The sequence below is a fragment of the Clostridium saccharobutylicum DSM 13864 genome (assembly GCF_000473995.1).
Classification (GTDB): domain Bacteria; phylum Bacillota; class Clostridia; order Clostridiales; family Clostridiaceae; genus Clostridium; species Clostridium saccharobutylicum.
Genome location: NC_022571.1, coordinates 1606092 through 1620577 on the forward strand (window position 1 = coordinate 1606092; position 14486 = coordinate 1620577).

The window sequence follows — 14486 nt, forward strand, 5'->3', positions numbered from 1 at the left end:
TATAATGAGTTCAAAATATTATTTCAGATTAATAATTATTAGCAGAGGTGTTCAAGATGATTTATGCACGGAATGAAAAAAATCTCAATTACATAAAAACTTTAGTTATAAAAATAGATAAAGTTCAATATGCGAGAGTATTTGATTACAGAGATATAGAAGTTAATAATGTGCAACTTTTTGAAAATACTTCTAAGATATTTGAAATATTCAATGAATTAGCTGAATTTTGTAGTTGAGAAAAAAGCAAAAGAATACTATAAGTGTTGGTTTATATTACTGAAGGGATGTATAGTTATTTAATAATAGTTATGAATATTGAATAATGTTTAAGCAAGAACTTGAAGATAATAAAAAAAAGTGGTGCATTGATTAGACAAATACTTTTCTGAATTTAATAATGTTTTTACTAATTGAGAAGGTAAAACAGCATTAATATCTTTAACTGAGTTTCAAAGATTTAAAAAAGTTTTATCGACGGGGGGCAGCAAACAGGTGAAACATAGAAAATGTTGGCTAAAGTTTATGCCTGCTTTAATAGAGTGATAAGATTTCTAGAAACTTATAGATTGAATTAGAATGGATTTAAAAGGATTTGACGCTAATTTAGAGAAGTATAATCTATATACTAATATGAATAATTGAAGAAATAGAGAAAAAAGTATTGCAAATGCTAGGTGTTAATGAAATGTTAACTATTAAAGGTGTAGGAATAATAACTACTACTTGTTTTGTTTTTGAGATTGCTGATATAAAAATATTTACTTATCTAAGCCGGATTTAAAAGTTTGCAGGTTTAAATTTAATTGAAAATAATTGGGAAAAGCGTAGAGGTAAAACGATTATAAGCAAAGGAGGCGGAGGAAGGTTTAGAAAACTCTTATTATGGCTTTAGCATTAAAAGAAATCACTTGATATGCGAGTGGTGGGCAGTCGATCATGCCGTTAAAAAACTATGAGTATTCTTAGAAAAATTATTTTTATCACAAATTTGTGTTGTTACTAAACTAAATACTGGTAATGTAAAATTATAAGTTATTATAAAACTAAGGTTTCAAAATTGCATTTAAAATATAGAATAACCACACAATTAAAAAATAGATAGTAAGTCTAACAGCTAGAAAAGACTGTTCTATATATTTTTTAGCCTTATAGGCGCAGAGCAAGCCACCCGTTTTACGGGTGGTCTTGACTTGGGGTGATAATATCCTTAGTAGCTAAAAATAATGAGGTTAAGATGATTTGTGAATACATTACAAACATAAAGAAAGATATTTTAATGAAAAAAGTAATCTTTAATTTTATTATGTTGGAAGTTTATAAAAATATTTTTTATAATAATGCACTGGATTTGATATATTACCTAGGGTAACATAAATTACTTGTCGATAAACTATATCTATTTAAGATATAGTTAAAATAATCTATAATACCTCAAAACTGGTTCTTCAGCTAATAATTGTGCAAAACTAATAAAACTTTTGTATTTCGAGGCTGAGTTTTAAAGAAAGAATTTTGGATTAGTCAAATTTGAAAATTTCATTATGTCATAAAATGGGTCAAGGAGAGCATATGTTGATATATGTATATTTGATAGAATGAATGAAGGAATTTAGGATATAGATATTGTGAGACATGGAAGTGAATATATATGTAACTTATTTTTGCAATGAGGATATTCTAAGAATAAAAGAAAATTAAAGTATAGAGAGGAAGGAAAATTTTTATGTATATTATTTTAGCAATATTGGCTTTTGGCGTTTTGATATTTATTCATGAATTAGGACATTTTACATTAGCAAAGATAAATGGAGTCAAAGTAGATAAGTTTTCTATAGGAATGGGACCTTCTATTTTTTCTTTTAAAGGAAAGGAAACAATATATTCTATTGGTTTACTTCCAATTGGAGGATATGTAAGCATGATGGGAGAGGAAGAAGTAGTTGATGATGTGAGAAGTTTTTCGGCTAAATCTCCTCTTAGAAGAATAAGTATTATAATTGCAGGAGTGGTAATGAATTATATATTAGCTATCTGCATATTTACAGGAACTACATATCATTCGGGCTTAATTACAAATACATTTGCAGATGGAATAAATGATGGATCACCAGCTTATCAAAGTGGGATTTTACAAGGAGATAAATTTCTAGAAGTAAATGATTTGAAAGTTTTTACTTATAATGATATTTATGCAGGAGTAGCTTTGTCATATGGAAAACCTATAAATATTATTATAGAGAGAGATGGTCAAAAGAAAGAAATAACAGTAACTCCAGAAAAAAACGATAAAAATCAATTACTTATAGGTGTTAGCTTTTCTAATATAGAAAATCCAAGTCTAGTGCAAAGTTTCAAGCAAAGCTTTAAGGAGACAGCATCGCTAGTTTCGCAAACTTTTAAAGGATTGAAAATGATATTTACAGGAAAGGCAAACCTGAAAACTGATGTAGGTGGACCTGTTACAATAATTAAGATGTCAACAAAAACAGCGGAAGCAGGAATCTGGCCATTGCTTTCTTTTATTGCATTTTTAAGTGTTAATTTAGCAGTATTTAATTTGTTACCTTTTCCAGCATTAGATGGAGGCTGGTGTGTAATTTTATTAATAGAGTTAATAGCTAGAAGAAAAGTACCAGATAAGATAGTTGGAGTTTTAAACTATTTTGGATTTGCGATACTTATAGGGCTTATGATATTAGTAACTTTAAAAGATCTGATATATCCAATTAATTTCTAAAGCTAATAAAGCTTACTTGTATGAAATTTTTATATGAGTGAGCTTTATTTACAATATATATAATTACAAGTTTACAATTATATATTTAAAGATATATAATTACGTATGTATAGATAAATTGAAAGTTTTTTGTTTGAAATTTAATATTTATTTATGGTTAAATTTTTCATGCATATTGGAAATGATAATAATATTAAAAACACTAAGAAAATAATACCTTTAAGTAGTTAGGGGAGAAAGTATGAAAAGAAGAATTTCAAGAAAAGTAAAAGTAGGTAATGTATATGTAGGAGGAGATGCTCCTATTACAATACAGTCAATGACTACTGCTCATACTAAAAATATAGAAGATACGCTAAATCAAATAGAAAGATTATATAAAGCAGGATGTGATATTGTAAGATGTGCTGTACTAGATATGGAAGATGCAGAAAGTTTGAAAGAAATAACTAAAAAATCACCAATTCCAATAGTTGCAGATATACATTTTGATTATAGATTAGCGTTAAAAGCAATTGAAAATGGAGTTTCAGCTCTTAGAATAAATCCTGGAAATATTGGAAGCTTAGATAGAATTAAGGCAGTTGCAGAAGGCTGTTCTGAAAAGAAAATACCTATAAGAATTGGTGTTAATTCAGGATCTTTAGAAAAAGACATTTTAGAGAAGTATGGTAAAGTAACTGATGAAGCATTGGTTGAAAGTGCTTTAAGACATGTTAAAATTTTGGAAGATTTAGACTTTCATGATATAGTAATATCAATAAAATCTTCTAATGTTCCTATGATGATATCATGTTATAGATTAATCGCAGAAAAATGTGATTACCCTCTTCATTTAGGAGTGACAGAAGCTGGAACTGTACAAAGGGGAACAATTAAATCAAGTATAGGAATAGGAACATTACTTGCAGAAGGGATAGGGGATACTATAAGAGTCTCTTTAACAAGTGATCCTATTGAAGAGATAAAAGTCGGTATTGAAATACTTAAATCTTTAGGTATAAGAAAAAAAGGTGTCGAATTCGTATCTTGTCCTACTTGCGGAAGAACTCAAATAAATTTAATAAAGATTGCTGAAGAAGTTGAAAAAAAATTAGAAAATTATAATAAGGATATTAAAGTAGCTGTTATGGGATGTGTTGTTAATGGTCCTGGAGAAGCAAGAGAGTCTGATATAGGAATTGCTGGTGGAAAAGGTGAAGGGATAATTTTCAAAAAGGGAAAAGTGATTAAAAAAGTTAAGGAAGAAGAACTAGTTGATGCTTTAATGGAAGAAATAGAAAAATTATAAGATTCAATTTTATAAAATTAATTAATTAAATCTAATATTTATAACAAGTATTCAAATTATTTTATAAGACTTGTATTTAAGAAAAAAATGTGATATGCTATAAATAGATTTAATTCTAATAGCTAGAAAAAAGGAGTGGGAAAATTACCCGCTCTTTCTGTTTGTAACGCAACTACTATAAGATAGTTGCGTTTTTGATTACAAATTTTAAAATTGCATAGAATAATTATAAGTCATGTAGTTTTATAAGGATGAAAGTGAGGGGAAAAAATGAAAAAAGATGTATTAATTCAAAAAATAGAAGAACTAGTTAGACCTATTACTTCAGAATTATCATATGAATTATATTATGTAGAATACATAAAGGAAAATGGAGATTTTTATTTAAGAATATATATAGATAAAGAAGAAGGTAGAATATCACTAAATGATTGTGAAGCAGTTTCAAGAAGAGTTAGTGATATTTTAGATAAGGAAGATCCAATTGAAGGTGCATACTATTTGGAAGTATCTTCACCAGGTCTTAATAGAGGGCTATATACAGAAGAACATTTTAAAAAATTCATTGGAAAAGAAGTGTTAATAAGATTTACTAGCTCATTTAACGGAATGAAAAGCATAAAAGGAATTTTGAAAGCTTCAGAAGAAGAATTCGTAATAGTTGAAGATGAAAATGAAGTTAAAATTCCAAGAGATAAAATTAAAAGTGCAAATTTAGAAGGGGAAATATAATTAAGGAGGGGATAAAAATGAATGAAGAGTTTGTAGGTGCTCTGAAGGAATTAGTAAAGGAAAAAGGTATTTGTGAGGATTTGCTTTTTACAACAATACAAGATGCCTTAGTTGCAGCATATAAGAAAAATTATGCAAATCTTAACACAAATGCTCAAAATGTAAAGGTAAATATAGATAGGGAAACAGGCGAAATTCATGTATATGCTCAAAAAATAGTAGTTGATGAAGTATATGATGATGTAACTGAAATATCATTAGAAGAAGCAAAAGAGTTAAGTCCTAAAAATGAAGTTGATGATGTTGTAGATTTAGAAGTAACTCCTAAGAATTTTGGAAGAGTTGCAGCACAGCTTGCAAAACAAGTAGTTACTCAAAGAATCAAAGAAGCTGAAAGAAGTATAATATATGATGAATACAAAGAAAAGGAATTTGATATAATTACCGGAACTATTTTAAGAAAAGACAAAGGCATGGTTTTTGTTAACTTAGGAAAATTGGAAGGTGTTATTGGACCTAATGAACAAATTCCAAATGAGGAATATAAATTCAATGAAAAGTTAAAACTATATATAGTTGAAGTTAAAAATGGAAGTAAAGGACCTCAAATTCATGTTTCAAGAACTCATCCAGGATTAGTTAAAAGATTATTTGAGCTTGAAGTTCCAGAAATCTTCAATGGAGTGGTTGAGATAAAGAGTATCTCGAGAGAAGCGGGATCAAGAAGCAAAATAGCTGTACATTCAAATGATGAAGAAGTAGATCCAATGGGAGCTTGTGTAGGCCCTAAAGGTGTAAGAGTACAAAGTATAGTTAATGAACTTAAAAACGAAAAAATTGATATAATAAAGTGGAGTAAGAATCCAGAAGAATTCATAGCTAATTCTTTAAGCCCAGCTAAAGTTTTAACGGTTGAAGTTAATGAAGAAAACAAGAGCGCTAAGGTTATTGTTGACGATAATCAACTTTCTTTAGCAATTGGTAAAGAAGGTCAAAATGTAAGACTTGCAGCTAAGCTTACAAATTGGAAAATAGATATAAAGAGTAAATCTCAACAAGAAGCATTAGATGCAGAAGAAGAAAGAATTTTAAATACTGAAGTTGAAATAGATAATGAAGAAGTTACTGATTTAAATGATATAGAAACTTCAATTGAAGAAATACAAGAATAGTGAGGTGCTTTTCATGAAGGTTAAGAAGATTCCTTTAAGAATGTGCACTGGTTGCATGGAAATGAAACCAAAAAAAGAGTTGATTAGAATAGTAAAAACTCCAGAAGGAGAAGTTTGCGTTGATTTGACTGGTAAGAAATCAGGAAGAGGCGCATATATTTGCAAAAATATAGAATGCTTTGAAAAAGCATACAAAGCTAAGAGACTTAGTAGAAATCTTGAGATACCTATAAGTGAAGAAATTTATGAAAAACTAAAGGAAGAAATTGATAATGAATAGATTTTTTAATTTTTTAAGTATTGCAAAAAAATCAGGCAATTTACTTGAAGGATACAGCAAGTGTGATGACTATAGAAATAATACTAAAATTTATCTATTTATAATATCTAATGATTTATCAGATAAGTCTAAAAGTAAATTTAAAAAACATTGTAATGAAAAAGATATACCATATATTGAGGATTTCTCAAAAGATCAATTAGGAGCGCCACTTGGGCGTAAAGAAGTTATGCTACTTGGGATTTTGGATAACGATATAGCAAAAAAAATGTTGGCGTTATACGAGGAGGAAAAAATATATGAGTAGATAATAATACGGGGGTGACCGCATGTCAAAAATAAGAGTGCATGAATTAGCGAAGGAACTAAATATAAGTTCAAAGGAATTAATTACTTTATTAATGGAAGAGTTTAATGTGGAAGTTAAAAATCACATGAGTACAATCGAAGATGAAGATGCAGAATTAATAAAGGAATTAGTATTAGGAAATTCAGCTGCAAAATCAGAAGCAAGCGTTGAAGGTAAAGAAGAATCAAAAAGCATTGTAGATGAGTATGAAGATAAACTAGCTGACGAACTTAATAAAGGAAAAAAGAAAAAGAAAAAAACTAAAAAAGAAGAATCTTTGAAGGATGAGGGTAACGAAAATATGGAAGAAACTCAAATAATACAAATCGGAGAAAGTATAACTGTTAAGGAATTAGCTGAAAAGTTAAATAAACCTTCAAACGATGTAATAAGAACATTAATTTTCCAAGGAGTTATGGCAGCGATAAACGCAGAAATTGATTTTGAAACAGCAGAAAAAGTATGTGCTGAATATGAAGTTATTGTTGAAAAACAAGAAGAAAATGACGAATTAGAAGTGCTAGAAATAGAAGAAGATGATGAAGAAAATCTTAAAAAGAGACCACCAATTGTAACAGTTATGGGTCACGTTGATCATGGTAAGACATCTTTACTTGACTGTATAAGAAAGGCAAAAGTTACTGATTCAGAAGCAGGTGGAATTACACAACATATTGGTGCTTACACTATTAAGTTAAATGGTGAAGAAATTACATTTTTAGATACTCCAGGTCATGAAGCTTTTACAGCTATGAGAGCTAGAGGAGCACAGATAACAGATATAGTTATATTAGTTGTTGCAGCAGATGATGGAATAATGCCTCAAACTAAAGAAGCTATTGACCACTGTAAAGCAGCAGGAGTGCCTATAATAGTTGCAATTAATAAAATAGATAAACCAGGAGCAAATCCAGATAGAGTTAAACAAGAATTAGCAGACCAAGGATTACTTGTAGAATCTTGGGGTGGAGATGTAATAAGTGAAGAAGTATCTGCAAAACAGAATTTAAATATTGATAAATTACTTGAAATGGTTCTTTTAAGTGCTGAAATGCTTGAACTTAAAGCAAATGCAAACAGAAGAGCTGTTGGAACTGTAATTGAAGCTAAGCTTGATAAGGGTAGAGGATCAGTTGCTAGTTTATTAGTTCAAAACGGAACTTTACATGTTGGTGATTCAATTTTAGTTGGTTCAACATATGGTAGAGTAAGAGCAATGTTTGATGATACTGGTAAAAAGATTAAATCTGCAGGACCATCTATTCCAGTAGAAGTATTAGGACTTTCAGAAGTACCAGAAGCTGGTGATAGATTTAATCAAGTGAAAGATGAAAAGACTGCTAGAAATATGGCTGAAACTAGAAAAGAAAAATTAAAAGCAGAAACTTTACTTGCTAGTCATAAAGTATCACTTGAAGACTTATATAATCAAATTAAAGAAGGAAAAGTTAAAGAATTATCTATAATAGTAAAAGCGGATGTTCAAGGTTCTGTTCAAGCGATTAAAGGATCTTTAGAAAAGCTTTCTACTGATGATGTAAAAGTAAGAGTTATCCATGGTGGAGTTGGAGCTATAACTGAAACAGATGTAACTCTTGCAAATGCATCTAATGCAATAGTTATAGGATTTAATGTAAGGCCAGATAACAATGCTGTAGCTCAAGCTGACAAAGAAGGCGTTGATATTAAGACTTACAGAATTATATATGATGCAATTGAAGATGTTAAATCAGCTATGATCGGAATGCTTGAACCAGAATATAAGGAAGTTGTATTAGGTTCAGCAGAAGTAAGAGAAACTTACAAGATCTCAAATGTTGGAACTATTGCAGGGTGTTATGTATTGAATGGTAAACTTCAAAGAAATGCCGAAACAAGAGTTATAAGAGATGGAATAGTAATTTTTGAATCAACATTATCATCATTAAAGAGATTTAAAGATGATGCTAAAGAAGTCAATGCTGGATATGAATGTGGTCTGACTGTAGATAAGTTTAACAATATTAAAGAAGGCGACATCGTTGAATGCTTTATGATGGAGGCTATTAAGAGAAAAGAACTTTAAGAGGTGAGATAAACATGGCAAATTATAGAGGTGGAAGAATTAACGAAGAATTTAAGAGAGAAATCAGTAACTTAATTCAAAACGAAATTAAAGATCCAAGACTTACAGCTATGATTTCAGTTACTGATGTTAAGGTTACTAAGGATTTAAGATATGCTAAGGTTTATGTAAGTATATTCTGTACAGATGAAGAAGAAAAGAAAAATAATCTTGCAGCTTTAAAGAGTGCAAGTGGATTTATAAGAAAAACAGTAGGCCAAAAAATCAACTTAAGACACACCCCAGAAATAATTATTGAATTAGATGATTCTATAAATTATGGTATGCATATGGATGAATTAATTCAAAAAATAAGTAAAAATTAAATGTGTAATTTAAAAGAAATAAGTGAACAAATATTAAAGGCCAAAAAGATTGGAATATCATTTCATACATCTCCAGATGGAGATGCTATAGGTAGCTCATTATCATTATTAAATGCATTAAGGCTTTTAGGAAAGGATTCGTATATTATATCAAGAGATGTTATTTCAGATAACTTCTCTTTCCTTTCTTTTAGTGAAGAAATTGATGGAAACACACTACAACCAGATTTAGATACAGACTTGGTTATAGTATTAGATTGTGGCAATGTAGAGAGAATATCAGCTGATTTAACAAGTTATAAGGGAAATGTAATTAATATAGATCATCATATTTCTAATGAAAACTATGGATTTATTAATTATATAGATTCAAACGCAAGTGCTACATGTGAGCTGTCTTATTTACTAATAAAAGAACTTGGAATTGATTTTAATGAAAAAAATGATAAAAAAATAGCAATAGGAAATGCAATTTATACTGGACTTGTAACAGATACAGGTTCTTTTAGGCATTCTAATGTTACAAAAAGAACACATACTATAGCAGGTGAGCTTATAGAGTTAGGTGTGAAGAATAGTATGGTTCATAGCAATCTTTTTGATAATAAGCCTTTTAACAAAGTGAAATTAATGGGTTGTGTTTTATCAAATATAGAGCTTGTTTTAGATAACAAGGTAGCAGTTCTTCAAATACCAAAAGGAATGCTAGAGGAACTTAACTTACAAAATGCTGATACTTCAGATATAATTTCAATTGGTCTTGGAATTAAAGGAGTAGAAGTTTCAATGCTTTTGAAGGAAGTTGAAGAAGGTGTTAAGACAAGTTTAAGATCTAAAAATGATGTTGATGTAAGAAAAGTGGCAGAAGTATATGGCGGTGGTGGACATATAAAAGCCGCTGGTGTTATGCAAAAGAATATTAATATAGAAGCGGCAAAAAATAATTTGCTCAAAATAATTAAAGAAGATATACATCTATGAAGAAGGGAATAGAGATTTCACTTATGAAAAAAGAAATAAAAACTTCGAATATAAATGGAATATTAAATGTATTCAAAAATAAGGGAATGTCTTCTTTTGATGTAGTTAGAAAAATAAAATTTTTAGCTAATGAAAAAAAGGTGGGTCATACTGGAACTTTAGATCCAGAAGCTACTGGAGTTCTTCTGGTTTGTATTGGAAAAGCTACAAAAATTATAGATTATATAATGAATTCAAGAAAAGTGTATGAAGTTAAATTTTTACTTGGTACTAAGACGACTACATATGATCTTGAGGGTGAAATTATAGAACAGAAAGAAACATCTCATCTTAGAGATGAGGAAGTATTTAATGTAACTTTATCTTTTGTTGGAGAATATGATCAAGTTCCACCAATGTACTCTGCCCTTAAAAAGAATGGCGTAAGACTATATGATTTAGCAAGACAAGGTATTGAGGTAGAAAGAGAAGCTAGAAGAATTAATATATTTGACATATCTAATTTGGAAATAAATTTACCGTATGTATCAATGAAAGTAGTTTGTTCTAAAGGGACATATATAAGAAGTTTATGTTATGATATTGGGGAAAAGCTAAATGTTGGAGCAACAATGGTAGATTTAAATAGATGTGAAACATCTATATTTAAACAAGAGGAAAGTGTAAATATAGAAGAGTTAACAAAAGAAAACATAAAGGATTATATAATAACTATTGAGGAGGCTCTTGCATTTTATCCAAAACTCACAGTAAAAAGTTCATTTACCAAACTTTTAGTAAACGGCGTAAAGGTATTTGATAAAAGGTTAAGTAGTGAGAAAAGAGAAAAAAATGTTTTATATAGAGTTTATGATACAGAAGAAACCTTTATAGGACTTGGAAAACAAGATGATGAAGGTTTTAAAATTGAGAAATTATTGCTGTAATTTAGGAGTGAAACCATGATTATTATAGATAAGGATTCACAAAACGTACAAAAATCTGAAAATTACATAGCTATTGGAAGTTTTGATGGACTTCATTTAGGGCATCTATCATTAATATACAAGGTTGTAGAAGTAGCAAAAAAAAATAAAGGTAAAAGTATGGTTTTTACATTTAAGAATCATCCTAAAACCCTTATAAGTAAGGATAATGTTCCTAAACTTTTGATGGATAATGCTCAAAAAGCTGAAGTGTTAAAAAAACATGGTGTAGATATGGTATGTTTTAAAGAATTTGATCTGGAATTTATGAAAATGACACCTAAAGAATTTGTGAAATTTTTAGTAGTTGAATATAATGCAAAAGGACTTGTTGTGGGGTTTAATTATAAGTTTGGATATAAGAATTTAGGAAATATAGAATTATTAAGAGAACTGCAGAAGGAATATGGATATGAGCTTTATATAATGAAGCCATGTACTTATAACAATGCAGTTATAAGTAGTACTAGAATAAGAAAGTCTTTAGAAGATGGAGAGGTTTTAGATGCTTGTAAAATGCTAGATTCGCCATATACATTAAGTGGGGAAGTCGTTCATGGTCGTAAGATTGGAAGAACGATTGGGTTTCCTACGGCAAACTTAAAATACAACAAAAATTTTATATTGCCTAAAGTTGGTGTATATTATACTAATATAAAGGTTAATAATAGTATATATAAGGGAATTACTTCTGTAGGGAATAATCCAACAGTAGAAGGAAAAAATCTAACTGTTGAAACATACATTTTAGACTTTGATAAAGATATATATGGTGAAACAATAGAAGTAAGTTTTATAAAAAAAATACGAGATGAAAAAAAGTTTAATGGAGTAGAAGAACTAAAACTTCAACTTGGAAAAGATAGATCTTTTGCAATTAATGAGAGTTATATGTCGACTTTGAGAATATAGTTTACAATAATCTTTACTTTTGATATAATAACACATGAACCTAATCCTAAGTTTAAAGGTGCCATCTTTTTACTTGGAATCAGGGGATATTTATATAATACACGGAGGTGCACTTATAATGGATAAGGCAAGAAAATTAGAATTAATTAAGAAATTTGGAAGAAGCGAAGGAGATACTGGTTCACCAGAAGTTCAAGTAGCTTTATTAACTGAAAGAATTAATACATTACAAGAACATTTTAAAGTTCACAAGAAAGATCACCACTCAAGAAGAGGATTATTAAAAATGGTTGGTCAAAGAAGAGGTCTTTTAAACTACTTAGCAGATCAAGATATCGAAAGATACAGAACTTTAATCAAAGAATTAGGTTTAAGAAGATAATTTTTAGAGCGGAGTTTTCCGCTCTATTATTTTAAAAACATACAAATTGTAAAAAAAAGTATACAAAATTATGGATAATAAGATGAGCCTGAAGGGAGGTCACAAATTATGAATAACGTTCTAACAACTGAAATCGCTGGAAGAGAACTAAAAGTTGAATTCGGAAAAGTAGGTATGTTATCAAACGCAGCAACATTTACTAGTTATGGAGATACAGTCATACTAACTAATGTTAATGCATCACCAGAACCAAGAGTAGGAATAGATTTCTTTCCACTTAGCGTAGAATATGAAGAAAGATTATATGCAGTAGGTAAAATTCCAGGTGGATTCATTAAAAGGGAAGGAAGACCATCAGAAAAAGCTATATTAAATGGTAGAGCGGTAGATAGAACTATAAGACCTTTATTTCCAAAAGGATATAGAAATGATGTTCAAGTAGTTACTACAGTAGTATCAGTAGAAAAGGATATTTTACCAGAAATATTAGCTATTAATGCAGCATCGCTTGCATTATGTTTATCAAGCATTCCATATACAATTCCAATAGCTGCAGTTCAAGTTGGAATAATTGATGGTAAATTTGTTACAAATCCAGACGCAGCAGGAAGAGAAGCAAGTATTCTTCATTTAACAGTATGTGCAACTAAGGAAAAGGTAATGATGATTGAAGCTGGTGGAAATGAAATACCAGAAGATACTATGATAGATGCAATTAAATATGGTTTTGATGAGTGTCAAAAGATTATAGCATTCCAAGAAGAAGCTATGGCTAAATTTGGAAAGAAAAAAGATGAACCAGTATTATATACTATTGATGCAGAATTAGAAAAAGAAGTTAAAGAGTTTGCTCATGATATGGTTAAAGATGCCATGTATATAATGGATAAAGATGAGAGAAATGCAGCTATAGATGCAGTAAATGAAAAAGTTAACGAAGAATTTTCAGAAAAATATGCTGACAAACTAGGAGATATAAAAGAAGTTCTTTATACTATGCAAAAAAAAGTTGTAAGAAACATGCTTTTAAATGAAAAGAGAAGACCTGATGGAAGAGCATTTGATGAAATAAGACCACTTGGATGTGAAGTGGGACTTTTACCAAGAACTCATGGAACTGGATTATTTACAAGAGGATTAACTCAAGTAATGACTGTTGCAACTTTAGGATCTATTAGTGAAATTCAAATCTTAGATGGTATAGATGAAACACAATCTAAGAGATATATGCACCACTATAACTTCCCAGGATATAGTGTTGGAGAGGTAAAACCTTTAAGAGGACCAGGAAGAAGAGAAATTGGTCATGGAGCATTAGCTGAAAGAGCACTTGAACCATTAATCCCATCTGAAGAAGAATTCCCATATACAATTAGATTAGTATCAGAAGTATTAAGTTCAAATGGATCAACTTCACAAGCATCAGTTTGTGGATCAACACTTGCACTATTAGATGCAGGAGTTCCAATTAAGAGACCAGCTGCAGGTATTGCAATGGGATTAATTACATCAGAAGATTTATCTAAGGAACAAGTAATAACTGATATTCAAGGAATAGAAGATTTCTTTGGAGATATGGATTTTAAGGTAGCAGGTACAACGGAAGGAATAACATCAATTCAAGTTGATACAAAGCTTCAAGGATTTAGCTTTAACGTAGTAGAAAACGCTATTAGAGACGCTAGAAAAGCTAGATTAACTATAATTGATAAGATAAATGAATGTATATCAGCAGCTAGAGAAGACGTTTCGTTATATGCACCAAAAACTGAAACAATGAGCATAAATCCAGATAAAATTAGAGATGTAATTGGAGCTGGTGGTAAAGTTATAAATAAAATAATCCAAGATACAGGCGTTAAAATTGACATAAAAGAAGATGGAACTGTATTTGTAAGTTCAGCAGATCATCAAGGTGTTAAGGATGCGATGAAGATAATTGAAGGCTTAACTAAAGAAGTTAAAGCTGGAGAAGTTTATTTAGGGAAGGTTACTAAAATAGCTGCGTTTGGAGCTTTTGTGGAAATTTTACCTAATAAAGAAGGATTAGTTCATATTTCTAAGTTAGCAAAAGAAAGAATAAATAAGGTAGAAGATGCAGTTTCTGTTGGGGATGAAATTCTGGTTAAAGTTACAGAAATTGATAATCAAGGCAGAATAAATCTTTCAAGAAAAGATGCTATACAAGACGAAGAAAATAAAGAAGAAAAATAAAGGGCAATTTAATTGCCTTTTTTTTATAATAAGGAGGC

14 protein-coding genes are annotated in these 14486 nt (G+C 29.7%); all 14 read left to right on the plus strand.

The annotated features are described in order from the left end of the window. Window positions 1-56 precede the first annotated feature (56 nt). The 14 genes from CLSA_RS07005 (at window position 57) to CLSA_RS07070 (ending at window position 14448) form a co-directional block, all read left to right on the plus strand. A complete protein-coding gene (locus tag CLSA_RS07005; protein ID WP_022744713.1) occupies window positions 57-239 on the plus strand; it encodes a hypothetical protein in 183 nt (60 codons plus the stop codon). Between the two features lie 1487 nt (window positions 240-1726). Beyond that, window positions 1727-2740, plus strand: a complete 1014-nt coding sequence (locus tag CLSA_RS07010; RefSeq protein WP_022744715.1) for a M50 family metallopeptidase — start codon at window positions 1727-1729, stop codon at window positions 2738-2740. 241 nt (window positions 2741-2981) lie between these two features. Then, window positions 2982-4031 (plus strand): flavodoxin-dependent (E)-4-hydroxy-3-methylbut-2-enyl-diphosphate synthase, encoded by a 1050-nt coding sequence (gene ispG, locus CLSA_RS07015; protein ID WP_022744716.1) that lies wholly within the window; start codon window positions 2982-2984, stop codon window positions 4029-4031. A 270-nt stretch (window positions 4032-4301) separates the two neighbouring features. Next, complete coding sequence (gene rimP, locus CLSA_RS07020) at window positions 4302-4763, plus strand: ribosome maturation factor RimP (RefSeq protein ID WP_022744717.1); 462 nt, start codon at window positions 4302-4304, stop codon at window positions 4761-4763. Window positions 4764-4780: 17 nt separating this feature from the next. After that, window positions 4781-5935 (plus strand): transcription termination factor NusA, encoded by a 1155-nt coding sequence (nusA, locus tag CLSA_RS07025; protein ID WP_022744718.1) that lies wholly within the window; start codon window positions 4781-4783, stop codon window positions 5933-5935. 13 nt (window positions 5936-5948) lie between these two features. After that, window positions 5949-6215: an RNase P modulator RnpM gene (gene rnpM / locus CLSA_RS07030; RefSeq protein WP_022744719.1), complete on the plus strand. Its 267-nt coding sequence runs from the start codon at window positions 5949-5951 to the stop codon at window positions 6213-6215. Continuing rightward, window positions 6208-6522 carry a ribosomal L7Ae/L30e/S12e/Gadd45 family protein gene (locus tag CLSA_RS07035; RefSeq protein WP_022744720.1) on the plus strand — a complete coding sequence of 105 codons (315 nt, stop codon included), beginning with the start codon at window positions 6208-6210 and terminating at the stop codon, window positions 6520-6522. The genes rnpM and CLSA_RS07035 overlap by 8 nt, the downstream gene beginning before the upstream one ends. Before the next feature lie 22 nt (window positions 6523-6544). Beyond that, a complete protein-coding gene (infB, locus tag CLSA_RS07040; RefSeq protein ID WP_022744721.1) occupies window positions 6545-8629 on the plus strand; it encodes a translation initiation factor IF-2 in 2085 nt (694 codons plus the stop codon). Between the two features lie 14 nt (window positions 8630-8643). Next, window positions 8644-8994, plus strand: a complete 351-nt coding sequence (rbfA, locus tag CLSA_RS07045) for a 30S ribosome-binding factor RbfA (RefSeq protein WP_022744722.1) — start codon at window positions 8644-8646, stop codon at window positions 8992-8994. Then, window positions 8995-9975, plus strand: a complete 981-nt coding sequence (locus tag CLSA_RS07050) for a DHH family phosphoesterase (RefSeq protein WP_022744723.1) — start codon at window positions 8995-8997, stop codon at window positions 9973-9975. It begins immediately after the preceding gene. 50 nt (window positions 9976-10025) lie between these two features. After that, a complete protein-coding gene (gene truB / locus CLSA_RS07055; protein ID WP_041716497.1) occupies window positions 10026-10901 on the plus strand; it encodes a tRNA pseudouridine(55) synthase TruB in 876 nt (291 codons plus the stop codon). 15 nt (window positions 10902-10916) lie between these two features. Beyond that, complete coding sequence (locus tag CLSA_RS07060) at window positions 10917-11852, plus strand: bifunctional riboflavin kinase/FAD synthetase (protein ID WP_022744725.1); 936 nt, start codon at window positions 10917-10919, stop codon at window positions 11850-11852. A 118-nt stretch (window positions 11853-11970) separates the two neighbouring features. Next, window positions 11971-12234, plus strand: a complete 264-nt coding sequence (gene rpsO / locus CLSA_RS07065; protein ID WP_041716156.1) for a 30S ribosomal protein S15 — start codon at window positions 11971-11973, stop codon at window positions 12232-12234. Between the two features lie 108 nt (window positions 12235-12342). After that, on the plus strand, window positions 12343-14448 hold the full coding sequence (locus CLSA_RS07070; RefSeq protein ID WP_022744727.1) for a polyribonucleotide nucleotidyltransferase: 2106 nt from the start codon (window positions 12343-12345) through the stop codon (window positions 14446-14448). Window positions 14449-14486: the final 38 nt, after the last annotated feature.